The sequence below is a fragment of the Streptomyces sp. DvalAA-43 genome, from assembly GCF_900091725.1.
Taxonomy (GTDB): domain Bacteria; phylum Actinomycetota; class Actinomycetes; order Streptomycetales; family Streptomycetaceae; genus Streptomyces; species Streptomyces pulveraceus.
Window position 1 is genome coordinate 222279 of sequence record NZ_FMBW01000031.1, and the last position, 25958, is coordinate 248236.

The 25958-nt window shown below is 71.4% G+C and carries 23 protein-coding genes and 2 pseudogenes; 17 read left to right on the top strand and 8 right to left on the bottom strand.

Annotated elements, in window-relative coordinates:
• Positions 1–47: 47 nt before the first annotated feature.
• The 3 genes from GA0115234_RS09070 (at position 48) to GA0115234_RS09080 (ending at position 5261) form a co-directional block, all read left to right on the top strand.
• A complete protein-coding gene (locus GA0115234_RS09070) occupies positions 48–3254 on the top strand; it encodes a sacsin N-terminal ATP-binding-like domain-containing protein (RefSeq protein WP_093540357.1) in 3207 nt (1068 codons plus the stop codon).
• Positions 3255–3435: 181 nt separating this feature from the next.
• Positions 3436–4323, top strand: coding sequence for a DUF5707 domain-containing protein (locus GA0115234_RS09075; protein ID WP_093540358.1), 888 nt, complete (start codon positions 3436–3438; stop codon positions 4321–4323).
• Positions 4324–4487: 164 nt separating this feature from the next.
• Entirely contained in the window at positions 4488–5261 is a 774-nt protein-coding gene (locus tag GA0115234_RS09080) for a DUF5707 domain-containing protein (protein WP_093540359.1), read from the top strand.
• A gap of 59 nt (positions 5262–5320) precedes the next feature.
• On the opposite strand, the gene GA0115234_RS09085 is transcribed toward GA0115234_RS09080, so the two are convergent.
• Complete coding sequence (locus tag GA0115234_RS09085) at positions 5321–7801, bottom strand: HAD-IC family P-type ATPase (RefSeq protein ID WP_093540360.1); 2481 nt, start codon at positions 7799–7801, stop codon at positions 5321–5323.
• A 134-nt stretch (positions 7802–7935) separates the two neighbouring features.
• Positions 7936–8232: a DUF2530 domain-containing protein gene (locus GA0115234_RS09090; protein WP_093540361.1), complete on the bottom strand. Its 297-nt coding sequence runs from the start codon at positions 8230–8232 to the stop codon at positions 7936–7938.
• A 208-nt stretch (positions 8233–8440) separates the two neighbouring features.
• Here GA0115234_RS09090 and GA0115234_RS09095 point away from each other — a divergent pair, with 208 nt between their 5' ends.
• Entirely contained in the window at positions 8441–9895 is a 1455-nt protein-coding gene (locus tag GA0115234_RS09095; RefSeq protein ID WP_093540362.1) for an NCS2 family permease, read from the top strand.
• Here the strand turns inward: GA0115234_RS09095 and GA0115234_RS09100 are convergent.
• Positions 9888–10103, bottom strand: a complete 216-nt coding sequence (locus GA0115234_RS09100) for a ribbon-helix-helix protein, CopG family (protein WP_093540363.1) — start codon at positions 10101–10103, stop codon at positions 9888–9890. The two genes, GA0115234_RS09095 and GA0115234_RS09100, sit on opposite strands and share 8 nt — an antisense overlap.
• A 145-nt stretch (positions 10104–10248) precedes the next feature.
• Here GA0115234_RS09100 and GA0115234_RS09105 point away from each other — a divergent pair, with 145 nt between their 5' ends.
• The 3 genes from GA0115234_RS09105 to thpR all read left to right on the top strand — a co-directional run bounded on the left by GA0115234_RS09105 (position 10249) and on the right by thpR (position 12871).
• Complete coding sequence (locus GA0115234_RS09105) at positions 10249–10689, top strand: MarR family winged helix-turn-helix transcriptional regulator (RefSeq protein ID WP_093540364.1); 441 nt, start codon at positions 10249–10251, stop codon at positions 10687–10689.
• A gap of 93 nt (positions 10690–10782) precedes the next feature.
• Positions 10783–12117 (top strand): MFS transporter, encoded by a 1335-nt coding sequence (locus GA0115234_RS09110; protein ID WP_093540365.1) that lies wholly within the window; start codon positions 10783–10785, stop codon positions 12115–12117.
• Positions 12118–12298: 181 nt separating this feature from the next.
• A complete protein-coding gene (thpR, locus tag GA0115234_RS09115) occupies positions 12299–12871 on the top strand; it encodes an RNA 2',3'-cyclic phosphodiesterase (protein WP_093540366.1) in 573 nt (190 codons plus the stop codon).
• Positions 12872–13034: 163 nt separating this feature from the next.
• Here the strand turns inward: thpR and GA0115234_RS09120 are convergent.
• Positions 13035–13304, bottom strand: a pseudogene (locus tag GA0115234_RS09120) (alpha/beta fold hydrolase); the annotation flags it as partial.
• Between the two features lie 2 nt (positions 13305–13306).
• On the opposite strand from GA0115234_RS09120, the pseudogene GA0115234_RS09125 reads away from it, so the two are divergent.
• Positions 13307–13528 (top strand): annotated as a pseudogene (locus GA0115234_RS09125) (PadR family transcriptional regulator); the annotation flags it as partial.
• Positions 13529–13677: 149 nt separating this feature from the next.
• Here the strand turns inward: GA0115234_RS09125 and GA0115234_RS09130 are convergent.
• Complete coding sequence (locus tag GA0115234_RS09130) at positions 13678–14673, bottom strand: aldo/keto reductase (RefSeq protein ID WP_093540367.1); 996 nt, start codon at positions 14671–14673, stop codon at positions 13678–13680.
• A gap of 120 nt (positions 14674–14793) precedes the next feature.
• Between GA0115234_RS09130 and GA0115234_RS09135 the strand changes: the two genes are divergently transcribed.
• The 4 genes from GA0115234_RS09135 to GA0115234_RS09150 all read left to right on the top strand — a co-directional run bounded on the left by GA0115234_RS09135 (position 14794) and on the right by GA0115234_RS09150 (position 19429).
• The gene (locus tag GA0115234_RS09135; RefSeq protein WP_093540368.1) at positions 14794–15288 is read left to right on the top strand and encodes a hypothetical protein; all 495 of its coding nucleotides are present in this window, start codon (positions 14794–14796) and stop codon (positions 15286–15288) included.
• Positions 15289–15435: 147 nt separating this feature from the next.
• Complete coding sequence (locus GA0115234_RS09140; RefSeq protein ID WP_202553508.1) at positions 15436–17616, top strand: serine/threonine-protein kinase; 2181 nt, start codon at positions 15436–15438, stop codon at positions 17614–17616.
• A 217-nt stretch (positions 17617–17833) separates the two neighbouring features.
• Positions 17834–18802 (top strand): hypothetical protein, encoded by a 969-nt coding sequence (locus GA0115234_RS09145; protein ID WP_093540369.1) that lies wholly within the window; start codon positions 17834–17836, stop codon positions 18800–18802.
• Between the two features lie 9 nt (positions 18803–18811).
• Complete coding sequence (locus tag GA0115234_RS09150) at positions 18812–19429, top strand: hypothetical protein (RefSeq protein WP_093540370.1); 618 nt, start codon at positions 18812–18814, stop codon at positions 19427–19429.
• 98 nt (positions 19430–19527) lie between these two features.
• Here the strand turns inward: GA0115234_RS09150 and GA0115234_RS09155 are convergent, their stop codons facing one another.
• Positions 19528–20007, bottom strand: coding sequence for an SUKH-3 domain-containing protein (locus GA0115234_RS09155; RefSeq protein ID WP_093540371.1), 480 nt, complete (start codon positions 20005–20007; stop codon positions 19528–19530).
• A 104-nt stretch (positions 20008–20111) separates the two neighbouring features.
• Here GA0115234_RS09155 and GA0115234_RS09160 point away from each other — a divergent pair, with 104 nt between their 5' ends.
• Positions 20112–20696, top strand: coding sequence for a cysteine hydrolase family protein (locus GA0115234_RS09160; RefSeq protein ID WP_093540372.1), 585 nt, complete (start codon positions 20112–20114; stop codon positions 20694–20696).
• Between the two features lie 117 nt (positions 20697–20813).
• A complete protein-coding gene (locus GA0115234_RS09165) occupies positions 20814–21464 on the top strand; it encodes a hypothetical protein (protein ID WP_093540373.1) in 651 nt (216 codons plus the stop codon).
• A gap of 199 nt (positions 21465–21663) precedes the next feature.
• On the opposite strand, the gene GA0115234_RS09170 is transcribed toward GA0115234_RS09165, so the two are convergent.
• Positions 21664–22404, bottom strand: a complete 741-nt coding sequence (locus GA0115234_RS09170) for a class I SAM-dependent methyltransferase (RefSeq protein ID WP_093540374.1) — start codon at positions 22402–22404, stop codon at positions 21664–21666.
• A gap of 459 nt (positions 22405–22863) precedes the next feature.
• Between GA0115234_RS09170 and GA0115234_RS09175 the strand changes: the two genes are divergently transcribed.
• Complete coding sequence (locus tag GA0115234_RS09175) at positions 22864–23454, top strand: TetR/AcrR family transcriptional regulator (RefSeq protein WP_093540481.1); 591 nt, start codon at positions 22864–22866, stop codon at positions 23452–23454.
• A 59-nt stretch (positions 23455–23513) separates the two neighbouring features.
• Positions 23514–24134 carry a helix-turn-helix domain-containing protein gene (locus GA0115234_RS09180; RefSeq protein ID WP_093540375.1) on the top strand — a complete coding sequence of 207 codons (621 nt, stop codon included), beginning with the start codon at positions 23514–23516 and terminating at the stop codon, positions 24132–24134.
• Between the two features lie 33 nt (positions 24135–24167).
• Here GA0115234_RS09180 and GA0115234_RS09185 read toward each other — a convergent pair whose 3' ends face one another.
• Positions 24168–24854, bottom strand: a complete 687-nt coding sequence (locus tag GA0115234_RS09185; RefSeq protein ID WP_093540482.1) for a GDSL-type esterase/lipase family protein — start codon at positions 24852–24854, stop codon at positions 24168–24170.
• Between the two features lie 58 nt (positions 24855–24912).
• Between GA0115234_RS09185 and GA0115234_RS09190 the strand changes: the two genes are divergently transcribed.
• Positions 24913–25911 carry a hypothetical protein gene (locus GA0115234_RS09190; RefSeq protein ID WP_093540376.1) on the top strand — a complete coding sequence of 333 codons (999 nt, stop codon included), beginning with the start codon at positions 24913–24915 and terminating at the stop codon, positions 25909–25911.
• Positions 25912–25958 lie beyond the last annotated feature (47 nt).

Below are 25958 nucleotides of genomic sequence, written 5' to 3' on the forward strand. Positions count from 1 at the left end.
CAGTGCCCGACCGGACAGACCGGAAAGAGCGGAGTCAGAGCGTGAGCATGAATGCGACCGAGGGGGCCGATCCGTTCGGGACCGCACGGCTGCGGCGCGGTGTGCTCGACGCCTGGGGCGCCGGCCCCGCCAGATTCCGTGAGGACGCCAACGCCGAGGAGGACCTCGCGCTCGGCGGCTACCGCGACCGCCTCGTCGTCGAGCTGGCCCAGAACGCCGCCGACGCCGCCGCCCGCGCCCGGGTCCCCGGCCGCCTCCGCCTCACCCTGCACCCGGCGGGGCCGGACACCCCCGCGGTCCTCGCCGCCGCCAACACCGGCGCACCCCTCGACGCCACCGGCGTGGAGTCGCTCTCCACCCTGCGCGCCTCCGCCAAGCGCGAGGGGCACGAGGGAGCCGTCGGCAGGTTCGGCGTCGGGTTCGCCGCCGTGCTCGCGGTGAGCGACGAGCCCGCCGTCGTCGGCCGGCACGGCGGCGTCCGCTGGTCCCTCGCCGAGGCCCGCGACCTCGCCGCACGGGCCGCCGTCGCCAGCCCCGGCCTCGGCGACGAACTGCGCCGCCGCGACGGTCACGTACCCCTGCTCCGGCTCCCGCTGCCCGCCGAGGGCACCGCACCCGACGGGTACGACACCGTCGTCGTCCTCCCGCTGCGCGACGGCGGCGCCGAGGACCTCGTGCTCCGGCTGCTCGGCGCGGTCGACGACGCCCTGCTGCTCACCCTGCGCGGCCTCGACGAGATCGTGATCGAGACCCCGGACACCGTACGGACGCTGCGCCGCTCCGAGCACGGCCCGTACACCCACGTCGAGGACTCCGCGCACGGGACGAACCGCTGGCGCACCGTCACCCACCACGGCCCCGTCGAACCCGCCCTGCTCGCCGACCGGCCCCGCGAGGAACGGCTGCGCCCGCACTGGTCGGTCACCTGGGCGGTCCCGGTGGACACCGAGGGCTCCCCGGTACGCCCCCGTACCCTCCCCGTCGTCCACGCGCCGACCCCCACCGACGAACCCCTCGGCATCCCCGCGCTGCTCATCGCCTCGCTGCCGCTGGACACCGCCCGCCGTCACTTCGCGCCGGGACCGCTCACCGACTTCCTGGTGCAGCGCGCCGCCGACGCCTACACCGAACTGCTCGCCGGCTGGCAACCGGTGTCCGTCGACACCATCGACCTCGTACCGGGGCCGCTCGGCAAGGGCGAGCTGGACGGCATGGTGCGCGGCGCGATCCTGGAGCGGCTGCCGCGCGTCGCGTTCCTGGCGCCCGCCGCCCCGCGCGACACCACCGCCGAGACGGACCGCTGGGACACCTGGGACGCGCGGCCGGACGGCCTCCCCACGGCGGCCACCACCGCGCTGCGGCCCATCGAGGCCGAGGTGCTGGAAGGCGTCGGCGCCGAGACGGTACGGGTGCTCGCCGAGGTCCTGCCGTGTCTGCTGCCCGCCGGACTGGAACGCCGCAGCGAGCTGCGCACGCTCCAGGTCGCCCGGGTCCCGCTGACCGAGGCGATCGACCGGCTCGCCGGACTGGAGCGCGACCCCGGCTGGTGGCGGCGGCTCTACGACAGCCTGACCGGCATCGACCCGGACCGTCTCTCCGGCCTGCCCGTACCGCTGGCCGGTACGGCGCGGGACGCGGACTCCGGGGCCCCGGCCGTGCCCCGCACCACCATCGGACCCCGCCAGGTCCTCCTCCCGCTCCCCGACGCGGCCGCCGGACCGGTGCTGGAGCGCCTCGCCCGGCTCGGGCTGAAGGTCGCCCACCCGGACGCCGCCCATCCGCTGCTGGAGAAGCTGGGCGCCCTGCCCGCCACCCCGCGCGCCGTGCTGACGACCCCGCAGGTGCGGACCGCCGTCGCCGGTTCGCTGGACGCGGGCGAGATCTGGGACGAGGACGCGCTGGACGGCGAGGAGCTCGCCGAGACCGTCCTCGCCCTCGTCCGGGATGCCGAGCTGGCACCCGGCGACGAGCCCTGGCTCGGCGCGCTCGCCCTCCCCGACGAGGACGGCGAACCGGCCCCCGCCGGTGAACTCGTGCTGCCCGGCAGCCCGTTCGCAGCCATCATGCGGGAGGGTGAACTCGCCCTCTGTGACCAGGAGTTGGCCGACCGCTGGGGCGAGCAGCCGCTCACCGCCTGCGGTGTGCTGGCCACCTTCGCCCTCGTACGGACCACCGATGTGGTCCTGGACCCGGACGAACTGGAGCCGCGCGAGGGCGACTTCGCCGAGCCCGACGACGCCGGGCTGCTCGACGCCGTGGACGTGTGGTGCGAGGACGTCCTCGACCAGCTGCCCGACACCCCCGTACCGCCGGTCGCCACCGAGATCGTCGCCGTCCGCGATCTGGACCTGGTCGACGACGACGCCTGGCCGCAGGCGCTCGCCATGCTCGCCCGGCCGCCGCTGCGCGACGCGCTGACCCAGCCGGTGCGGGTGCTGCTGCCGGACGGCACCACGCAGTCCGTCCGCCCGTACACGGCCTGGTGGCTGCGCGATCACCCGGTGCTCGACGGGCGCCGCCCCGCCGGGCTGCGGGCCGCCGGCGGCGACCCCCGGCTGGCCGGGCTGTACGACTCCGCCGACGCGACCGGCTTCGACGACGCGCAGGTGCTGCGCGCCCTCGGCGTACGGACGTCCGTGGCCGCCCTGCTCGACGAGCCGGGCGGCGCCGCCGAACTCCTCGGCCGGCTCGCCGACGAGGACCGCCCGGTCGACCCCGTGCAACTGCACTCGCTGTACACGGCCCTGGCCGATCTCGACCCGGAACAGGTCACGCTGCCGGACGAGTTGCGGGCCGTGGTCGACGGCGAGGTGCGGGTCGTCGACGCGGCGGACGCGGTGATCGCGGACGCCCCCGATCTGCTGCCGCTCACCGACGGGCTCCCGCTGCTCCCGGTCGCCCCGACGCGCGCGGCCGAGCTGGCCGAGCTGTTCCAGGTGCGCCGCCTGGGCGAGAGCGTCGAGGCGGCGGTCTCGACGGAGGGCGAGGAGCACCGGGTACCGGACGCGGTCCGCGTCCTGCTCGGCGCCGGGACCCCGGACGCGTACGTCGAACACGTCGAGCTGCGCGCGGGCGGCGTCGAGCTGGACTGGCGCCGTACCCCCGACGGCACGGTCCACGCCGCCACGCTGGAGGGCGTCGCGGCGGGCCTGGCCTGGGCGGCGGGTCAGTGGCCGCGCCGCTTCGAGGTCGCGGCGCTGCTGGAGGACCCGTCCCGTACGGAGGAGCTGGCCCGGGACCGCTGGTTCGACTGACGGGCGGTCACGCCCTCCCGGGCACACCCCGGGAGGGATCTTCGCAAGAAGTTCATCTCTGTGTACAACCCTTCACAGGCCCCGGGGGTCTGGTTTGACGAGTCAGCAGACTCACAGTCCGAACCAGCCCCGCCCGTGGCGCTTCACGTGCCCGCGGGGCCTTTCTCCACTGGGGAAACACATGCGTATTCGTGCCACTGTTGCTGCCGTTTCCGGCGCCCTGGCCCTGTCTGCTCTGGCTGTCCCGGCCGCCCACGCGGGCGACCACTCCGTCCCGGACCTGCACAAGCCGACGTCGGGTGCCGAGGTCTTCGGCACCACCGCCCGGGGCGCGTCGAAGGCCGCCGCGGCCGCCACCGCCGCCGCGGCGGCGGAGCCGGTCATCTCCAAGGTCGTCGTCAACGGCGGCAAGGATGTCGTCCTCGGCACCACCGCCAAGAAGACGATCTCCATCTCCGTCACCGCCTCGCACGCCTCCGGTGTCGTCGACGTCTACGCCGACCTGTGGCACGGCACGAACCCGATGTCGGAGACGGGCATCGACGGCGTGATCCTGCCGAACGAGGACGTGTCGAAGTGCACCAAGGTCAACGCGACGACCTCGACGTGCAAGCTGACGTTCACGATCGACCCGCGCTACGACCTGCACAAGAACGCCCTGGCCGGTACCTGGCACGTCTCCGCGGGCGCGCTCGCGGGTAACCAGAACGACATCGCGTACACCGACTTCTACAGCACCGCCCGCGTCCAGCGGCTGTCGAAGCTGACGGTCGACGCCGCCCCGGAGCCGGTGAAGAAGGGCAAGACGATCACGGTGACGGGGAAGCTGTCGCGGGCGAACTGGGAAGACCACGCGTACCACGGCTACTCGGCGCAGCCCGTGAAGCTCCAGTTCCGCAAGAAGACCAGCTCGACGTACTCCACGGTCAAGACGATCAAGACGGACAGCACCGGGAACCTGAAGACCACGGTCAAGGCCTCGGTCGACGGCTACTGGCGTTACAGCTTCGCCGGTACGTCCACCACCCCGGCCATCACCACCGCCGGTGACTTCGTCGACGTGAAGTAAGCCCGGCGTCGTGAAGTAGGCAGTCCCATCCGGCCGCATCCGCATCCGCATCCGCGGCCGTCCGCGAGCGAGCAGCGGGATCCCTCCGCGAGGGGTCCCGCTGTTCACGCATCTGTCCCGTGCACCCCCATCCGGCCCCCAAGGCCTTCTCCACGGAGAACCCCATGCGCATACGTTCCACCGTCGCCGCAGCCTCCGGCGCCCTGGTCCTGTCCGCCCTCGCCGTCCCGGCGGCGCACGCGGCCTCGGCCGACCCCGTCATCTCCAAGATCACCATCAATGGCGGCAAGGACACCGTCCTGGGGACGACGGCGCCGCGGACCATCACCGTCTCGGTCACCGCCTCGCACGCCTCCGGCATCGAATCCGGCTGGCTGATCCTGTGGCACGGCAAGGACCAGGACGAGGGCATGGACGGTGCCCTGCTGCCGAACGAGGACGAGCCGACGTGCAAGGCCGCGAGTGCGACCACCAGCACCTGCTCCCTCACCATCACCGTCAACCCCAAGGTCGACCTGCCGAAGAACGTGCTCGCGGGTTCCTGGCACGTCCTCGCGGGCGCGGAGGCCAAGGACGGCTCCAGCTACTACTCCGACTACGCCGCCACCACGAAGGTCCAGCGCTACTCGAAGCTGACCGTCAACGCCTCGCCGGAGCCGGTGAAGAAGGGCAAGACGATCACGGTGACGGGGAAGCTGTCGCGGGCGAACTGGGAGGACCACGCGTACCACGGGTACACAGGTCAGCCGGTGAAGCTCCAGTTCCGCAAGAAGACCAGCTCGACGTACTCCACGGTCAAGACGATCAAGACGGACAGCACCGGGAACCTGAAGACCACGGTCAAGGCCTCGGTCGACGGCTACTGGCGTTACAGCTTCGCCGGTACGTCCACCACCCCGGCCATCACCACCGCCGGTGACTTCGTCGACGTGAAGTAGCAGCGGGACGGCCCGGCGGCCTCCTGCGGCCGCCGGGCCACCCCACGAGCGACGCCGCCCTACACCGGGAAGCGCCGGCTGACCAGCCGCCAGGCGTACTCCAGGGCGGCCGACGCCACCACCGCGATGCCCACCGCGGTCCACGGCATCGTCGTCCCCACCAGCTTCAGCGCGAAGAAGTTCTGCAGCCAGGGCACCACCAGCACGATCAGGAACGCCAGCCCCATCGCCAGCACCAGGCCGATCCGCCACCAGGTGTACGGGCGGGCGATGATCGCCAGCACCCACATCGAGACCAGGAACAGCGTGAGCGTGGCCGCGCTGGTCTCGGCGTCGAGGGCGCCCGCACCGGTGTAGTGGTGCCGGGCGATCAGATACGTCACGAAGGTGGCGACGGCCGCGATGACGCCCGACGGGATCGCGTACCGCATGACCCGGCGCACGAAGTGCGGATGGGCGCGTTCCTTGTTGGGGGCGAGGGCCAGGAAGAACGCCGGGACGCCGATGGTCAGCGTCGACAGCAGGGTCAGATGGCGTGGCAGGAACGGGTAGTCGACCTGGAAGCAGACCACCAGGACCGCCAGCAGCACCGAGTAGACGGTCTTGGTCAGGAACAGGGTGGCGACCCGGGTGATGTTGCCGATCACCCGGCGGCCCTCGGCGACCACGGACGGCAGCGTCGCGAAGCTGTTGTTCAGCAGCACGATCTGGGCGACGGCCCGGGTCGCCTCGGAGCCCGAACCCATGGAGACGCCGATGTCGGCGTCCTTCAGCGCCAGGACGTCGTTGACGCCGTCGCCGGTCATCGCGACGGTGTGGCCGCGGGACTGGAGGGCGGCGACCATGTCCCGCTTCTGCTGCGGGGTGACCCGGCCGAAGACCGCGTTCTCCTCCATGGCCGTGGCCATGTCGTCGGGGTCGGTGGGCAGCCGGCGCGCGTCCAGGGTGTGCTCGGCGCCCGGCAGGCCCAGCTTCCCCGCGACCGCGCCGACGGAGACCGCGTTGTCGCCGGAGATGACCTTCGTGGCGACCCGCTGGTCGGCGAAGTACGCCAGGGTCTCCGCGGCGTCGGGCCGCAGCCGCTGTTCCAGGACGACCAGGGCGTTCGGCACGGCCCCGGTGGCGATGTCCGGCCCGTCGAGCGGGCCCTCGGCGCGGGCCAGCAGCAGCACCCGCAGGCCCTTCTCGTTGAGCTGCTCGATCTCGGCGAGCGCCGGGTCCCGCTCGGGCAGCAGCACATCGGGGGCGCCGAGCAGCCAGGACGACTCCCGGCCGCCGCCCTCGTCGAACGCGGCGCCGCTGTACTTGCGGGCCGAGGAGAACGGCAGCGTCCGGGTGCACAGCCACTGCCCGTCGTCCGGGTAGGCGTCGACGATGGCCTGGAGGCTGGCGTTGGGGCGGGGGTCGGACGAGCCGAGGGCGCCCAGCACGGCGCGGATGTACGTGTCGTCCGCCCCGCCCAGGGTCCGCACCTCGGTGACGTCCATGCCGCCCTCGGTGAGGGTGCCGGTCTTGTCCAGGCAGACGACGTCGACCCGGGCGAGCCCCTCGATGGCGGGGAGCTCCTGCACCAGGCACTGCTTGCGGCCGAGCCGTACGACCCCGATCGCGAAGGCGACCGAGGTGAGCAGCACCAGGCCCTCGGGGATCATCGGGACGATGCCGCCGACGGTCCGGGCGACCGACTCCTTGAAGTCGTTGTTCTTGACGACGAGCTGGCTGACGATCAGGCCGATCGCGGTCGGCACCATCATCCAGGTCACGTACTTGAGGATCGTGGAGATGCCGGTGCGCAGCTCGGACTGGACGAGGGTGAAGCGGGACGCCTCCTCGGCGAGCTGCGCGGCGTAGGCCTCGCGGCCGACCTTGGTGGCGGTGAAGGCGCCGCCGCCCGCGACGACGAAGCTGCCGGACATGACCGGGTCGCCGGGGTGCTTGAGCACCGGGTCGGCCTCGCCGGTGAGCAGCGACTCGTCGATCTCCAGGCTGTCGGCCTCGGCGACCGTGCCGTCCACGACGGCCTTGTCGCCGGGGCCCAGTTCGACGAGGTCGCCGAGGACGATCTCGGAGGTGGAGATCTCGGCCGCGACCCCGTCCCGCCGCACCGTGGGCTTGGCCTCGCCGATGACCGCGAGGCTGTCCAGGGTCTTCTTGGCCCGCCACTCCTGGATGATGCCGATGCCGGTGTTGGCGATGATCACGAAACCGAAGAGGCCGTCCTGGATCGGCGCGACGAACAGCATGATCAGCCAGAGCACGCCGATGATCAGGTTGAACCGGGTGAAGACATTGGCGCGGACGATCTCGCGGAGGGAGCGGGACGAACGCACGGGTACGTCGTTGACCTCGCCGCGGGCGATCCGCTCGGCCACCTCGGCCGCGGTCAGCCCGCGCGGGTCCACCGCCGGGGCGGGCAGCCGCACCGGGTGGACCGGATCGAGTTCGGCCCCGGCGTCGATCATGGCCGAGCCCGGAGGGCCGGTGGAGCCGTGTGCTTCGGGGGTCTGCTCACCGAAGGAATGGGATGCCCGCTGCGTCATGGTTTCGACGGTACGGGGGGATGGTCCGGTTCACCCACCGGGTGGTCCGAAGATCAGACCGGCGGAGGAGGGGAATGGTCCTGTGGTGGTACGGGAGCGGTGCCGGACCCTCAGGGGGTGGACGTGCCGGTCCCTCAGGCGGTGGCGCCGTTCCCGGTGGCGCCCTTCTCGCTGTCGGCGGCGGCCGCGGCGGCCGCCCGCTTGATCGCGGCGTCACGCCCCCGCACGTACCAGATGCCGATCAGGCCGAGCCCCGCACCGGCCAGGCAGGTCCACACCCACCACAGGTGGCCGTGGTCGTCGAACCAGTTGTAGAACGGGATCTGGACCAGGAAGAGGACGAACCAGAGAATCGTGCCGCCGGTGATGGTGGCGACGACGGGCCCCTCCAGGGGCTCGGGTGCCTCGTGCTTCGGTGTCCACTTCGCCATGGCCTCAGTGTATGGGCCCCCTGCGCGGGCGTATGGAGCCCCTGCGCGAAGCCTTCCCGGTGCAGGTGGCCCAAGGGTCTACGCGCGGAGATAGCGATCTTCGCCTTATGTATTCATACTGAATCTGCTTATGGCTGTCTCGATTTATTCGTGCGAAAGTCCAAAGCTGACCGTATTTAAGCCACCCTACGTACGACTGAGGTCATACATGTCCCCCTCGGCCACCGCTCCGGTCGACGCCAGGCAGCCCGCGGCTCCCCAGCCGCAGAACGGCCTGGATCGTTTCTTCAAGATCTCCGAGCGGGGGTCGTCGGTCGCACGCGAGATTCGCGGCGGATTCGCCACGTTCTTCGCAATGGCGTACATCATCGTGCTGAATCCGATCATTCTCGGCAGCGCCAAGGACATGTACGGCCATCAGCTCGACGGTGGCCAGCTGGTCACCGCCACCGTGCTGACCGCCGCGTTCTCCACGCTGCTGATGGGCGTCATCGGCAATGTGCCGATCGCGCTGGCGGCCGGTCTCGGCGTCAACACCGTCGTGGCCCTCCAGCTCGCCCCCCGGATGAGCTGGCCGGACGCGATGGGCATGGTGGTCCTCGCGGGCATCGTGGTGATGCTGCTGGTCGCGACCGGTCTGCGGGAACGTGTGATGCACGCCGTGCCGACCTCGCTCCGCAAGGGCATCGCGATCGGCATCGGCCTCTTCATCCTGCTGATCGGCCTGGTCGACTCGGGCTTCGTCTCCCGCGTCCCGGACATCGCGCACACCACCGTGCCGCTCCAGCTCGGCAGCGACGGCCACCTCAACGGCTGGCCGGTCCTGGTCTTCGTCCTCGGTGCGCTGCTCACCCTCGCGCTGATCGTCCGCAAGGTGCCGGGCGCGATCCTGATCTCCATCGTCGCGATGACGGTCGTCGCGATGATCATCGACGCGATCGCCGACCTGCCGGGCCAGGCGTGGGGGCTGACCGTCCCGCAGTGGCCGGGCAACCCGGTCGCCACTCCGGACTTCGGGCTGCTCGGCAAGGTCAGTCTGTTCGGCGGCTTCGACAAGGTCGGTGTGCTCACCGGCGTCCTGTTCGTCTTCACCGTGCTGCTGTCCTGCTTCTTCGACGCGATGGGCACCATCCTCGGGGTCGGCGACGAGGCGAAGCTGACGGACAAGGACGGCAACTTCCCCGGCATCAACAAGGTGCTGTTCGTGGACGGCATCGCGGTCGCCGCGGGCGGTGCGACCTCCGCCTCCGCGGGCACCTGCTTCGTGGAGTCGACGGCGGGTGTCGGCGAGGGCGCCCGCACCGGCTTCGCGAGCATCGTGACGGGCCTGCTCTTCACGGTGGCGCTGTTCCTGACACCACTGGCGACCATGGTCCCGTCGCAGGCGGCCACCCCCGCGCTGCTGGCGGTGGGCTTCCTGATCATCTCGGGCTCGGTGCGGGACATCGACTGGAGCGACTACACGCTCGCCATCCCGGCCTTCCTCGCCATGCTGATGATGCCGTTCACGTACTCGATCACCAACGGCATCGGCATCGGCTTCATCGCCTTCTCCGTGCTGCGGGTGGTGGCCGGGCGCTGGCGCGAGGTGCCGGTGCCCATGTACGTGGTGTCGGCGGTCTTCGTCTTCTACTACGCGATGCCGGCCCTCGGCCTCACGTGACCTCTTCGGTCCTGATCCCCGCGGTCCCCTCCGGGCCGTAGAACCTCTCCGTCTCGTCGACGGCCGCCTTGAAGCGCTCGTCGAAGTCATCGCGAATGAGCGTCCGGACGACATAGTCCTGGACGCTCATTCCGCGTTTGGCGGCGTGCTGGCGGAGCCGGTCGAGCAGCTCACCGTCTATCCGCAGGCTGAGCACAGTCGATCCCATGACAAGCAGGGTTACGGTCCGGTGCGTCGTTTCACGTCACTTTCCGGATGCGACTCACTCTTTCGGGTGACCGATTGGGTGAAGTGCCTCTCGCGCGTGTAACACGAATGGTCTTTAGGGTAGGTAATGAGTTACGCTAATAAACATGCCTGACCTGATCCACGACGGCGACAGTGCCGCCGCCGTGAGCTCCCTCCGCTCCGCCGTGATGCTGCTCAGCCGGCGCCTCAAGCACCAGCGCGTCGACGAGTCGCTGAGCCCCACCGAGATGTCGGTGCTCGGCACGCTCGCCCGGTGCGGCTCGGCCACACCGGGCGAGCTGGCCCGCAAGGAGCATGTGCAGCCTCCGTCGATGACTCGCATCGTCGCGCTGCTGGAAGCGAAGGGGCTGGTCAGACTCGAACCGCACCCCGATGACCGTCGCCAGAAGGTGGTCAGCCAGACCGAGCAGGCGGAAGCCATGCTCCAGGAGAGCCGCTCCAAGCGGAACGCCTGGCTGACCGCCCTCGCCGAGGGCCTGGACGAGGAAGAGTGGGAGACGCTCCGCAAGGCGGCGCCCGTGCTGGAGAAGCTCGCCCACCTGTAGCGGTACGGGCGGCGCCCCGGGCCACAGCCGGGGCGCCGCCCGTACCGCCCCCGTCAGTCAGCGAAACGTAGACGCCCGAGGAGGCGAACCCTTTTGAGTACGGGATCCGGAGCAGACTCCGCCCCCGCACCGACTTCCACCCACGAGAGCAAGCCCGGCGGGACCTTCTCGTCGCTGAAGATCCGCAACTACCGCCTGTTCGCCACGGGCGCCGTGATCTCCAACACCGGTACCTGGATGTCCCGCATCACGCAGGACTGGCTCGTCCTGAGCCTCACCGGGTCCGCCGCCGCCGTCGGCATCACCACGGCCCTCCAGTTCCTTCCGATGCTCCTGTTCGGCCTCTACGGCGGCGTCATCGCGGACCGCCTCCCGAAGCGGAAGCTGCTTCTCGTCAGCCAGGCTGCGCTCGGCCTGTGCGGGATCGCCCTCGCGGTGCTCACGCTCTCCGGTGTGGTCCAGGTGTGGCACGTCTACCTCATCGCCTTCCTGCTCGGCATGGTGACGGTGGTCGACAACCCGGCCCGCCAGTCGTTCGTCTCCGAGATGGTCGGGCCCGCCCAGCTGCGCAACGCGGTCAGTCTCAACTCGGCGAACTTCCAGTCCGCCCGGCTCATCGGCCCGGCCGTGGCCGGTGTCCTGATCACCACGGTCGGCAGCGGCTGGGCCTTCATGTTCAACGGCCTGTCCTTCGCCGCCCCGCTCGTCGGCCTGCTGATGATGCGGACGAGCGAGCTGCACCGGCCCACCCTCGTGCCGCGCGCCAAGGGCCAGCTGCGGGAGGGCCTGCGCTATGTCTCCGGCCGCCCGGAGCTGATCTGGCCCATCGTCCTGGTCGGCTTCGTCGGCACGTTCGGGTTCAACTTCCCGATCTGGCTCACGGCCTTCGCGGACGAGATCTTCCACGGCGGCGCCGGGATGTACTCGTACTTCAACATCCTCATGGCGGCCGGCTCCCTGGCCGGTGCCCTGCTCGCCGCCCGCCGCCGCTCCTCCCGGCTGCGGATGCTGGTGGCCGCGGGCACGGTGTTCGGCCTGCTGGAGATCATCGCGTCCATGGCGCCGTCCGTCTGGCTCTTCGCGATCCTGCTGGTCCCGATCGGCATGATCGGCCTGACGACCAACATCAGCGCGAACACCACCGTCCAGATGGCCGCCGACCCGGCCATGCGCGGCCGCGTCATGAGCCTGTACATGATGGTCTTCGCCGGGGGTACGCCGGTGGGCGCCCCGATCGTCGGCTGGATCAGCGACGCCTACGGGGTCCGTATCGGCATGGCGGTCGGCGGCGCGTTCTCGCTGCTGGCCGCACTCGGCGTCGGCCTGATGCTGGCCCGCGCCGGCGGCCTGCGCCTCCGGGTCGACCTGCGCCCGGGGCGCCCGCACCTCCGGTTCGTCCCCCGGGAGGAACTGGCCACGGCGGCGTGAACGACGGCCCGTGAACCACATGGCGCGGCCCCGACCGGTGAGCACCGGTCGGGGCCGCGCCATGTACCGGGGGCGTCAGTCGCAGGGGAAGTCGCCCGCTGCCGCGCGGGCGCGGGGAGCCGCGTAGTACAACGATACGTACGGAGACGGGGACACGCCGGTACGGTGCGACACTCGGCCCATGAGCCGTCTCAGACTCTTCGTCGCCGTGCTGCCGCCCGCCCCCGCCGTCGAGGAACTGCGCCGCGCCGTCGCCCCGCTGCACGCGCTTCCCGGGGCCGGGGAGCTGCGCTGGGCCGACGTGCCGGGCTGGCACTTCACCCTCGCGTTCCTCGGGGCCGTGGACGAGGAACTGCTGCCCGAACTGAAGGAGCGCCTGGCGCGGGCCGCCCGCCGCACCGAGCCCTTCCCGCTGCGGATCCACGGTGCCGGACGGTTCGGCGGGCGGGCGCTCTGGGCGGGGGCCGCGGGCTCGATCGACCTGCTGCGGCTGCTCGCCGAACGCGCGGACGCCGCCGCCCGCCGCACCGGCATCCCGATGGACGGGCACCGCCGCTACAGCCCGCACCTCACCCTCGCCCGCAGCCGCCACGAGACCGACCTGCGCCCCTGCGTCGAGGCGCTGGGAGGCTTCGAGGGCACGGCGTGGGAGGTCGGTGAGATGGCCCTCGTACGCAGCGATCTGCCGGTCTCGGGGGTGCCGGGCGAGCAGCCCCGGTACGAGGTGGTCGCAGCCTGGTCGCTGGGGCACTGAGACCGGCGGTTACGCTCAGAGGGTGGATCCGAAGACCAGAAACCGCATCATGGCGGCCGTGCTCGTGCTGATGTTCGTCGTCGTCGCCGTGGCGGCCGCCGTCGGGGCGTGACGCGGCCGGCCGCCGTCCGCGCGGGGCGCCCGTCGGCCGCGCGCCCCTTCGTCAGTCGGCGAGGGCCCGCGCGGTCTCCCGGGCGAACGCCTCCGGGTTGTCCAGCATGATGTTGTGCCCGCACCCCGGCACGGCCACGACCCGTACCCCGTGCTCGACGAGCCGCTCCTCGCCGGGCAGCGGCCCGGCGTTCCGCGGCCGCAGGAAGGTGCGCGGGATCTTCAGCCCCAGCAGCAGTTCGCGCATCGTCGGCGCCGTCCCGCGGGCCAGGTGCACCGCGCTGCGGTGCAGCGCCTCCCGGCCCGCCAGACGCATGGCTGCGGCGCCATCTGCCGTCCCCGGCCGAGCAGGCGGACGTGCTGCGGCGGCGGCTCGCGTTCCTGGAGGAGCCGAGCAGCTTCTTCTACGAGGGGGACCGGCCGCTCGGCGCCGAGTCGTTCGACGACCCCTTCCGGCGGGGGCTGCTGAGGATCGCCCGCGCCACCGGCGAGGCGGAGCTGAGCTGGCTCGGGGCGACGCTGAAGGAACTGGACGCGCCGTCCTGAGGAGGGCGCTCTTCGCGGACACGACGACGGGCCGCCGCCGCCCTCGCCCCGGCGGGGACGGGACGGCGACGGCCCGGCGTTCTGGCGATCAGGCATTCTGGCGGCCCGGCCACCCAGTGATCCGTCAGACGGTTCTCACCAGTCGGTTCTCACCAGGCGAACGCCTCCGGCGAAGGCCCCGGCCCCGGGAAGATCTCGTCCAGCGACGCCAGCAGCTCCGCGGAGAGATCGAGCTCCAGCGCCCGCAGCGCCGAGTCGAGCTGCTCCCGGTTGCGCGGTCCGACGATCGGCCCCGTCACCCCGGGACGGGTGAGCAGCCAGGCCAGACCGACCTCGCCCGGCTCCAGGCCGTGCTTGTCGAGCAGATCCTCGTACGCCTGGATCTTCTCGCGCTGCGCCGCGTCCTTCAGCGCGTCCGCGCTGCGGCCGGAGCCCGAGCGTCCGGCCGTGCCCTCGCGCTCCTTCTTCAGCACACCGCCCAGCAGCCCGCCGTGCAGCGGGGACCACGGGATGACGCCGAGGCCGTACTCCTGCGCGGCCGGGATGACCTCCATCTCGGCGCGGCGCTCGATCAGGTTGTAGATGCACTGCTCGCTGACCAGGCCCAGCGAGCCCCGCCGGGCGGCCAGTTCATTGGCCTGGGCGATCTTGTAACCGGCGAAGTTCGAGGAACCCGCGTAGAGGATCTTGCCCTGCTGCACCAGGACGTCGATCGCCTGCCAGATCTCCTCGAAGGGGGTGTTCCGGTCGACGTGGTGGAACTGGTAGAGGTCGATGTAATCCGTCCGGAGCCTCTTCAGCGAGGCGTCGACGGAGCGCCGGATGTTCACGGCGGAGAGCTTGTCGTGGTTGGGCCAGGCCTCGCCGTCGGCGGCCATGTTCCCGTACATCTTGGTGGCCAGGACCACCTTGTCTCGGCGTTGGCCGCCCTGGGCGAACCAGGTGCCGATGATCTCCTCGGTGCGGCCCTTGTTCTCGCCCCAGCCGTACACATTCGCGGTGTCGAAGAAGTTCAGACCCGTGTCCAGCGCCGCGTCCATGATGGCGTGGCTGTCCACCTCATCGGTCTGCGGGCCGAAGTTCATGGTGCCGAGGACGAGGCGGCTGACCTTGAGTCCGGTGCGTCCGAGCTGCGTGTACTCCATGGACACCAAGCCAACGCCTTCGAGTCCGCTCAAGGCAAGAGCCACCGGGACGCGACCGCCCCGGGCGGACCGGCGGCGGACGGCCGGGGCGGCGCCCCGCCAGCGCGTAGCCTGGCTGCCGTGAATTCCGTACCGCGCGTCCTGGCCGTGCTCGACGACCTGCTCCGCGACGCGACCCCTGACGCACGCGGCGCGCTGTGGCAACTGGCCGGACAGGGCCGGGAACTGGACGCCAACCTGGTGCGCCTTCCGCCCGGCGGCGAGGTCGGCACGCACCGGGAGGACGTCCTGGACGTGCTCCTGGTCGTCGTCGCGGGCAACGGCCGGATCGACACGGGCGACGGCGCGCTGGAGCTGACCCCCACCACCGTGGCCTGGCTGCCCCGGACCTCGCGGCGGGCCCTCGCCGCCGGCCCGGACGGACTCACCTGCCTGACCGTCCACCGCCGCCGCCCCGGCCTGGCCATCACGTCCCCGGCCGCCCCCGCCCTGTCGTACGAGGGCGGCGAGGCCCCCTGCGTGCTGGACCGGGTCTGCCCGGGGTGCGGGCGGCTCTCGCAGGACCCGGAGCCGGTGTTCTGCAGCCGGTGCGGGGAGCGGTTCGCCGAGGGGTGAGACCGAAGGGCGAGACCCGGGGGCGAGGCGGCGGCCCCGGACGCGGCCGGGAGCGGCCGGGCGGTGACGGAATAGCAAGTGCCGTGCACTGATGCGCATATGACCGAGCGTCTAGTCTGTTGCTCCATGTAGTCCACAGGGGGTCGCATGCACAGCGAGGGTACGGCCGGTCGCGATTCGGACCACGGACAGGGCGACGGTTCCCCCCGCGGGGCGGAAGGCGGCTGGACGGGCGACTTCCTCCGGAGCGACTCGACCGGACAGGCGCAGTCGTGGCCGGAGGCGCAGCCGACGCACGAGTCCTCGGAACAGCCCGCGCTCCCCGCACCGCACATCGTGATCGACGGCCGCTACGAGCTCCTGCACAGCCTCGGACGCGGTGGCATGGGCGAGGTCTGGGAGGCGCTGGACACCCGCCTGGACCGGCACGTGGCGGTGAAGGGCCTGCTCGGCCGGGACGCCGTCGGGGCGGCCACGCAGGAACAGATGATGCAGCGGGCCCGGCGGGAGGCCGCGGCCATCGCCAAGATCAGGCACCCGAACGTGGTGGCGGTGCACGACCGGGTCGAGTCCGGCAACCAGGTCTGGATCGTGATGGACCTGCTCAACGCGCGTTCGCTCGCGGACCTGATCCGGGAGGAGCGGCGGCTCCCGGTGCGGCGGACGGCCGCGATCGGGCTCCAGGTGCTGAGCGGGCTGCGGGCGGTCCACGAGGCGCGGGTGGTCCACCGCGACGTGAAGCCCGCCAACATCCTGTTCGCCAAGGACGACTTCGCGATCCTGGTCGACTTCGGGATCGCGACCTTCGACGGAGCCGCCCCGCTCACCAGGGCCGGTGAGCTCATCGGCACCTTCAAGTACCTGGCGCCCGAACTGCTCGCCCAGACCGCGCAGGAGAGCATCGCCACCTCCGCGTCCGACCTGTGGTCGCTGGGTGTCACGCTGTACGAGATGGTCGAGGGCAGGCACCCCTTCGACCGGCCGAACGAGTACGAGGTCCTGGTCGCCGCCTGCCAGTCCGACCCCCTGCCGATGGAGCACGGCCGGGAGCTGGCCGAGGTCGTGGGCCGGCTGATGCACAAGAACCCGAACCGGCGGCTGAGCGCGGAGGGCGCGGAGGACATGCTCCGCGACATCCTCCGCAGGACGGCCGCGAGGCCGGACCCGGTACGCCCTCCGGCCCCGGTACAGGCGCAAGAAGCAGCGCAGGCGCAGGCTCAGGAAGCGGCGCAGGCGCAGGCTCAGGAAGCGGCGCAGGCCCAGGCCCAGGCCCAGGCCGAAGCGCCGGAGGAGGAGCCCGCCCCCGTACCGCTCCCGGCCCCGGCGCCACCCCCGCAGTCCCCACAGCGTCAGCAACCCCTCCAGCCCCAACGGGCCCAGCAGCCTCAACGGCCGAAGAAGCGCATCCCGGGATGGCAGAAGGTCTCGGCGGCCGTGGTGTGCGGGGCCCTGGTGCTCGGTCTCGGATGGTTCGCCGCGGACCGGATGCGCGGGGACGGCCCGGCGGACGCGGGCCCCCGGCCGGGCCGGGGCGCCCAGCCGGAGCCGTACAGGAAGACGCACCCGCTCCTGAAGGTGGGCGTCAAGGCGGATCAGCCCGGACTGAGCGAGAAGACCAAGGGCGGCACGTACCGCGGGTACGAGATCGACCTGGCCTACGCCATCGGGCACGACATGGGCTACAGCCGCGACCAGGTCACCTTCGAGCCCGTGAGCAGCGAGAACCGCAGCACGATACTGGAGAAGGGCGATGTGGATCTGGTCATCGCCACCTACAGCATCACGGAGGAGCGCAAGCACGCGAAGGCGCCCGACTACAGCGTCGCGTTCGCCGGTCCGTACTACGTGGCCAGCCGGAGCTTCATGGTCCTCAGGAAGGCGAAGACGGTCTCGATCGACGACGCCAGGATGCTGCGGAAAAGGCAGTTCGAAGTGTGTACCGCGAGGAGTTCCACGTACGAGTCATGGCTGCCCAAGGCGGGCTACAACATGACGGGGTCGCTGCCCAACGGCTACGACCGGTGCGTACGCGACCTGCTGGACCCGACGTCGTCGGTCTACGCGGTGAGCACGGACGACGTCATCCTCGCCGGGTTCGTCAAGAACAACCCCTCCAAACTGAAGCGGCTGGACAGCGGTCCGGGCGCGGAGGGCTACGGCGTCGCCATGAACCCGGACGAGAAGGGGCTGAAGGGGGAGGTGTGTTCGTCGCTGAAGAAGATCATGACCGACGGGATCTGGGAGCAGCTGTACGCCGACCACCTCGCCCCGCTGCTGAACCGGACGAGCCCGCCGAACAAACCGAAGCTGGCGGAGTGCCCGTCCTGACGCCCTGACCTGCTGACGCCCTGATCCGCGAGCCGGTCCCGCCCGCGAACCACGTCGTCGCCTCATTCCGCGAACGCGGGACAGCCCGCCTGGATCATGCGGTACGGTGATCGCGACATCACGCTCTGTGCATATCCATGCATGGAGCGGCCCCCGGTGGTGCTACCAACACCGCTCCGAGGGCCTTCACCACAAGTGGACGGGAACTCCACCAGAGATGCTTTGGCATGCTATCGCGCCCTCTCGGCGCTACACGAAGGCCTCGCACGACATCGTGCGCCATGCGCGTCTGGGCAGCGACGCGAAGATCCTCCTCCTGTACGTACAGGGGCTCCCCGAAGGCCAGTCCGGGCAGGCGCTCAGCGAGCACGCGCGGAAGCTCAGGATCACCGGGCGGGCGTACCAGAAGGCCAAGCAGCAGCTGATCGAGAACGGCTTCGTGCACGAGTGGCGACGGCAGGGCGACCGGGGATTCTGGGTCACCGACCAGCTCTTCGCCAACACGCCCCTGACGGATGAACAGGCGCGCCGGGCCCGGGACGGCCTGGTGGTCATGGCGGAGGCCTCTCCGAGTGCGCGGAATCCGGCGGTCGGTCGTCCGGGGGGCCGGGTGGTCGGTGACTCACCACCGGTAGACGAAGAGCGAGAGAAGAACGTCCCCCACCCACCCTCCGAAGCCGAGCCGGAGGCGGCTGCCGCCGAGTGCGGCCCCGAAGTGGCGGAGGCCGAAGGCGTGTTGCTCTCGCTCCGGCACGCGAATCCCCAGCTCCATCTGGGCGTCCCGGAGGCCAGAGGGCTGGCCGGACTCGCTGCCGAGTGGATCCGCAGAGGCGTGACCGCCGCCGGTATGCGCCGGACGCTGATGAGCGAACTGCCCTCGGACGGTGTGCGATCGGCGGTCGGATTCCTGCGCCACCGCCTTGAGCAGAAGCTGCCGCCACCTCCGGAGCCCGTCGCTCCCGCGCCGGTGGCCCCGGTCCCGAGGACCGTCACCTGTGCCGGGCCGGGCGAGGAGCACGTCTTCCGGACCACCGACGACGACGAGACCCACTGCGGCCCATGTCACCGGGAGGCGGCGTGGGCGCTCTACCGGGCCCGTGCGGAGGAGGACGAGGACGTGCCGCCCCACACCCCGTGGCGCGAACGCGTCGCGGCACTCGCGGCATCGCCGGACGGGGATCGGTAGCCTCGCCGCATGGGCATGGACATCACGGCGATGATCGCCGACTGGTCATGGCTGGGTGACGTGCCCGAGCGGGAACGGCTGTCGCGGCTGAGGAACGCCTGGTACGCCGACGAGACGGGGCTGTGGGACCACGACGCCCCCGTGGCCGAGGGTGGTTGGGAGTGGCCGAAGGGGCCGAACGGCGCCTTCTTCGCCCTCTACGAGTTCCGTCACACCCTCGGCTCGTACAAGCCGCACTTCTGGGCCACGCACGACTGGGAGCGCGTCCGCGACCACGCCGATCCGCTGGTGCGGACCGGGCTGGACGCCTTCCTGCTCGGGCTGATCTGGGACGGCATGGACGGCGAGTCGGGGGAGACGGACCGGGACTTCTTCTCCGGCGACCCGGAAGTCTCGTACGGTCTGCTGGTGGCACGGTCACCGGACGGCGTCCGGGAACTGGCCGCGACCTGGGAGGGTGTACGGCCACGGCTCGACGGCCTGCGCGAGGCCTTCACCATGTACTCCGCCGTCCCTGACGGCCGGGGCGGCGACTTCGACGCGTTCGCCCTCCTGCTGACGGAGTGGGGCCACATCCTCACCGAAGCCGCCGGGCGGGGCTGGGGTGTGGTGGGGCTGAGCGAGTAGAAGGGCGACCGGTCCTCCGCCAGGACATCACCCGCACGCTGTCACTCCGTGCGGAGCCGGGTGCCCACGACTGGCCGGACGCTGCGGCAAGGAATCGCTCAGACGAAGAAATCCTCCGCGTCCTCGGCATGTGTCCCGGTCAGAAACCTGGAAAACGCGTCTGCCTCGTCCGCTCCCAGGTAGTACCCACCGGTGTGATGGAGCGCGAAGAAGCGATCGCTCCGGTCGATCAGGATGATTCCGTATTCGAGCGACTCGTAGCCGACGGGGAAGAGTTCAGTGCCGAGTTCGCATGCCAGCTCACTGATGGCTCGGGCGTCGCCGGCGTACCCGAACGTCGGATTCATGATCCACGCGCATCTCCGGTCGGTGGGATGCGAGAGCTGTAGTTCGCCGCAGTTGCGGATGACGCGGACCGCGCCCGGCGTCGGGGGCAGGGTGATTCCGTGCTGCTCGGCGTCGTCCAGCCGAATCCGGATCAACGCGTCGGCCAGGTCGCCGATGTCACGCTCCGGAGACCAGCCGCACGTGACCAGCCAGTCGCGTACTTCGGGTGGCAGCCGCTCATGGTTCATCATTCGTTCCGCTTCATGAAACAGGGGTGCTGCGGGCGTACGCGAGGGCCGTATGCGTTCAGCATAAACACGTGGAGAGGTCCGGTACCGGCGGAGATGATGGCGGTATGAGCAATCGCGTACTTCCCGTGCAGGCACTGATCGTTGTGGACATCCAGGCCGACGCGGTCCGGGGCGGCCGGGCGGTGCCCGAGGCGGAACGGCTCGTGGAGCGGACGGCGGGGCTGATCGCACGGGCGCGCGCGGGCGGGGCGCTCGTCGTCCATGTGCAGAACGACGGGCAGCCGGGGGCGGGGGACGAGCCGGGGACGCCGGGGTGGGAGCTTCATCATCCCGTCGAGAGCTCGGCCACGGAGGCCGTGATCCGCAAGACCCGGGACGACGGGTTCCACGGGACGCCGCTGGGGGGCCTGTTGACCGATGCGGGGGTGCGGGCGCTCGCCATCTGCGGGGTGATGTCGGAGATGTGCGTGCAGGCGACGGCCCGTACGGCGCTGGAGCTGGGGTACCGGGTCGTCATGCCGCACGACGCCCACGCGACGCACGACATCCCGGCCGCGCCCGGGATCAGCGGGCCCGTCCCGGCCGCCATGGTCTCGCGGGTCGCCGAATGGTCCCTCGGCAGCGATCTGGAGGTCGTCGCGCACGCCGCGGACGTCGCGTTCGCCGCCCCGTCGTCGCGGGCCGGCTGAATCGGGCGGGGCGGGAACCGCCGCGCCCGGTCCTGTCGTCCTCACGCGCGCCACATGCGCGGGCCACCCCGAGTGCTTGTGCGGGCCGCGCCACTCACCCGAACTCCAAGGAGCAGCATGAGAGTCAACGGCAGCACACGCCCCCACGGCGGCAGCCGGGACGGCACCGCCTCCTCCCCCCGACGCAGCTCTCGTACGGCTCTCCTGAACGGCTCGAAGGCGGTGCTGGCCGTCGCGCTCGTCCTGGGCGCGGCCGCCGCGTGCAGCAAGTCGAGCGACGGGACCCATGCGGCCAAGGACTGGAAGGTCGGTGACTGCGCGGGGCCCGACAGCAGTGCGAAGGACGCCTACCAGCCTCTGGACTGCGACGACTCCAAGGCGACGATCAAGGCCCTGGAGATCAAGGACGGCGCCATCTTCTCCGACTCCATCCAGTGCCCGGCCGGTACGGACTCGATCATCTCGGTGAAGGTCTCCTTCGGCTCCGGCGGCGACGCCAAGTCCGGCATCCCCAGCAAGACCATCTGCGGCCGCAACCTGAGCGGCGACCACCCCGGCGACGCCGGGGCGGGCGGCGGTCAGCTGGTGAAGGGCGACTGCGTGGACGACCAGGCCAAGGAGGTCGCCTGCGGCAGCGGCGGCAGCGGTGTGAGCAAGGTGCTCGGCCTGACGAAGACGGCCGCGCAGTGCCCGGCCGGCAGCAAGCCCCTGGAGCTGTTCCCGAGCCCCGGCCGCCCCTACGACGCGATCTGCACCGGCAAGGCCTGACCGGCCCGCGCCGGAAGGCGCCCCGCGGCCGGCGGGGCGTGCACCTCACCGGCCGCGGGGCGTGCGCCTCACCGGCCGAGGGGCGTGCGCCTCACCGGCCGCGGGGCGTGCGCCGGAGGGCCGTCGGAAGGTCCGGGATCTGCTCGGTGCTCCAGCGTCGGTACCGGACCGGGCCTTCGCCGTGATCGCCCCGGCGGAACTACGAGGCGCCCCGGCGGAACAGGGCCGTCCAGAGGAAGGGCTCGCCGAAGTACGGGGAATCGGACGGTTCGTCGTGCATCCGGCGGAGCTCGATCTCCGTCAGGTCCGCGAAGATCCGGCGCAGCGACTCCGGTGTGTAGGCGAGGCCGCCCCGCAACCCGCCCCGGTCGTAGAAGGCCGCGTCGGGGAGTTCGGAGCCCATGCCGCCCTCCCCGGCCGCGAAGCAGGTGAGGGCGAAGCCGCCGCCCGGGGCGAGGACCCTGTCGAGCAGGGCGAGATAGCTGATGCGGCGGTGCGGCGGCAGGTGGTGGAAGCAGCCGGAGTCGTGGACGAGGTCGTACGGGCCGGTCAACTCCGTCTCCGTGAGGGTGAAGATGTCGCCCCGGTGGAAGCGGACCTCGGCCCCGGCCTCGCGGGCGCGGTCCTCGGCCCAGGCGAGGGCCGACGGGGACAGGTCCACCGCGTCGACCTCGAAGCCCAGGGACGCCAGATGGACGGCGTTGCGGCCCGGCCCGCAGCCGAGTTCCAGGACGCGGCCGGGGGCGATCAGCCCCCGGTCGGCGTACGAGACGAGGTTCTCGTCCGGCTTCGCCGCGAAGAACGGCACGGGCTTCTCCCGGTCCGCGTAGAAGCCGTCCCACCAGGTGCCCGCGTCGGCCGTCCACCGGTCGGTCTCCCGTGCGAACAGGCCGTCCATCAGGCTGAGTACGTCGTCCGTCGTGCGGATGCTCCGGTCCATGCGGGCCCCCTTCCCACCAGGGGAAATCGTAGATCCCCGGGGCCCCGGGGCCCAGTTGGGAAGGAGTCGGCGCAAGCCGTCGGCGGCCCCGTGGCGGCCGGGCGGGGAGAGGCCCGGCAACCCTGTCGCGCGGGCGGTCATCGGGCGCGGGGGCATTCGCACAGGGGCGTGAAGCGGCACGCCCCGCGCCCCCGGGCGGGTGTTTCTTCGGGAGTCCGGCAGCCGAGGGGGCCCTGAAGGTGATGGAGTGCGGGGTGCGGTGCGAAGGATCCCCTGACGGCAACGGTTCGATGGGTAATCGGACTTGGCCGAGGTGCCACCCTGCGCGGGCCGGAGTGCGTGGCGGAGCCACCACCGACCGCGCGGAACGTGGAGAGTGGGGGGCACGGTACGGACGACGAAGGAGGACCGATGGCGGGTGTCGTGGCGAGCCGGCGGAACGGGGCGGTCGGGCAGCCCATGGAGCTCCTGGGGCCGCGGGACCGACTCCTGCGGGCAGGAAGGGAGTTGTTCGGCGCGTACGGGTACGCGCAGACGGGCGTCGAGGATCTGTGCGCCCGCGCGAAGGTGCCCGCCCATGTGTTCCAGCAGGAGTTCCTCTCCCGGGAGGTCCTGCTGATGGCGCTGTACGACGAGGTGGCGACCCACGGGTTGCGCGCGGCCGAGAACGCCCTGATGGCGGAGGGCATGGAGGACTGTCCGACGTCGGTACGGGTCCGGCTGCTCTTCGAGGCCTATGTGAAGGCGGTCACCGAGGACCGGTGCGCGGCCCGGGTGGCCTTCGTCGAGGTGCTCGGGGTGAGCCGCGAGGTGGACAACCACCTCGCGACCTGGCGGACGATGTGGATCGAGTTCCTGACGTCCGAGGCCGAACGCGCCGTGCGCCGGGGCGAGGCGGTGCCGAGCGACCACGCGGTGACCGTCTCGGTGCTCAACCACGCGGTGGACGAGCTCATGGCCCACCACGGCCGCCGGCCCCGTCAGGTCGACGCCGAGTGGCTGACCGACGAGCTGACCCGGCTCTCGCTGGCCATGATCCTGCCTACCTGAGGTGCCCGGATCCTGCCGTCCTGGCGTGCCCGATTGCCGGGACGGCAAATAATGGGGAGATGGAACACGGCGCGGAGCACGCGGAACGACCGGACGACGAGATCACGACGGTCCTGACCGGCGTCGGCCCGCGCCTGCGGGCCCTGCGCCAGGAGCGCGGCACGACCCTGGCGCAGCTCAGCGAGACGACCGGGATCTCCCTCAGCACCCTCTCGCGCCTGGAGTCGGGCGGCCGCAAGCCCACGCTCGAACTGCTGCTGCCGCTGGCCAAGGCGTACGGGGTCCAGCTCGACGAACTGGTCGGCGCCCCGGCCACCGGTGACCCGCGCATCCATTTCCGCCCCTTCACCCGCGACGGCATGACGTTCGTGCCGCTCACCCGGCACCTCGGCGGGCTCCACGCGTACAAGCAGATCCTGCCCGGCGGACGCGGGTCCACGGGACCGCTGGAACAGCGGGTGCACGAGGGGTACGAGTGGCTGTACGTGCTGGCCGGGCGGCTGCGGCTGCTGCTGGGCGAGCACGATCTGGTGCTCACGGCCGGTGAGGTCGCCGAGTTCGACACGCGTACACCGCACGCCTGGGCCAGCGCCGGTCCCGATCCGGTCGAGTTCCTCAGCCTGTTCGGGCAGCAGGGGGAGCGGATGCATGTGCGGGCCCGGCCGTCCTCGGAGCGGTGAGTCGCCTCCGGTCCCGGTTTCCCCCGCGTCCGGTCATGGGCGGGGTGTGTACGGGCCGCCCAGCCCCCACGCCTGGTGCATCGCGTCGGCGAACGCGCCCGCCAGCGCGTGCTCACCGGTCGGGCCGGGATGCGTCCCGTCGTACGTGTCCTCGTGGATGTCGTACCCCGGCGGGCGGGAGGCCAGCAGGAGCGGGGACCTCGGGTCGTCGAGATCGGCGACGGCCTTGGCCAGCAGTTCGTTGAAGCGGTCGCACTCGGCGGCGAACGGGGCGTCCGACTCCGCCCGGATGTTCGGTATCACCGGCAGGAGGACCATTTTGACGTGCGGGTTCGCGGTGCGCGCCGCCGCGATGAACGCCCGTGCGTTCAGGGCGGTCTGGCCGCTGTCCGTGTAGAACCCGAGGTCTATCAGGCCGAGCGAGACCAGCAGGACGTCCGTGCGGTGCGCGGCCACCGCGTCGGCGATCACCGGGGCCATGTGCAGCCAGCCCTCGCCCCAGCCGGCCAGGTGGGCGCGGGCCCCGGCGGGGAAGTCCGGCGCGCCGTACGCGTAGGAGACGGGGGCGTTCGCCGAGGTGTCGTACAGCTCGCCGCGCGGTCCCACGATGGCGAACGGGGCGCCGAGGGTGGCATCGAGGTGCTGCCACATCCGGTAGCGCCAGGTGAAGTCGCCGGCGCGGCCGATGGTCATGGAATCGCCGACAAACGTGAACCGCATGGCGTCATCATCGCGGATCGCTCCCGCCGCCTGCGACGTGACGGTGGACACTTGTGTCATGCGTTCGTACCTGACTGTGTCCGGAGCCGCCGCGCTGCTCCTGCTCTCCGGGGCGGCTCCGGCCGTGGCCGACGACGGAGCCGACCGGAGTTTCACGATCGAGGACCCCCGGATCACCGAGTCCAGCGGCCTCGCCGCGAGCCGTGCCCACCCCGGCATCTACTGGACGCACAACGACAGCGACGACGGGCCGTACGTCTACGCCGTCGACTCCCGGACCGGGAAGACCGTGGCGACCATCACGATGAAGGGGGTGGGCGAGCCACGGGACGTGGAGGCGATCTCCCTCGGACCGGACGGCGATCTGTACGTCGGTGACATCGGCGACAACCTGAACGGCAGCTGGGACCACGTCTGGATCTACCGCTTCCCGGAGCCGAAGCAACTGAAGGACACGACGGTCCGGGCCACCCAGTACGACGTGAAGTACGCGGACGGCCCGCGCAACGCCGAGGCGCTGATGGTCCACCCGAAGACCGGGCGCGTCTACATCGCGTCGAAGAACGAGGACGGCGGCGGGCTGTACGAGGGCCCGGCGAAGCTGACCACCGGGGCCACCAATGTGTTCCGGCGGGTGGGCGAGGTGCCGTGGGTGACGGACGGGGCGTTCTCGCCGGACGGCAAGGAGCTGGTGCTCCGCTCGTACTTCAGCGCCCGCGGCTACGCCTTCGAGAACGGCAGGCTCGGCGCCGGCCACGCGGTCCAGGCGCCGTTCCAGCGGCAGGCCGAGTCCGTGACGTACACGGCGGACGGCTCGGCGCTGATGTTCGGCTCGGAGGGGGAGCGGAGCGACGTCCAGCGGGTGGACGTGGACGGCGGCGGTGCCGGTCGCGACGGCAAGTCGCCGTCCAAGGAGGGCGGCGCGGCGTCGTCCTCGTCCGCCGGAGCGGGGAGCGGGGGTACCGGGGACGTGAAGGGGACGACTCTGACCGGTGTGCTCGTGCTCGCCGGCATCGGCTTCCTGGTGCTCATGAAGCGGCGGCGGAAAGGGAACTGAGGCACGAGGAGAATCGAGGCGGAAGGGGAACGGAGGGCACCGCGATC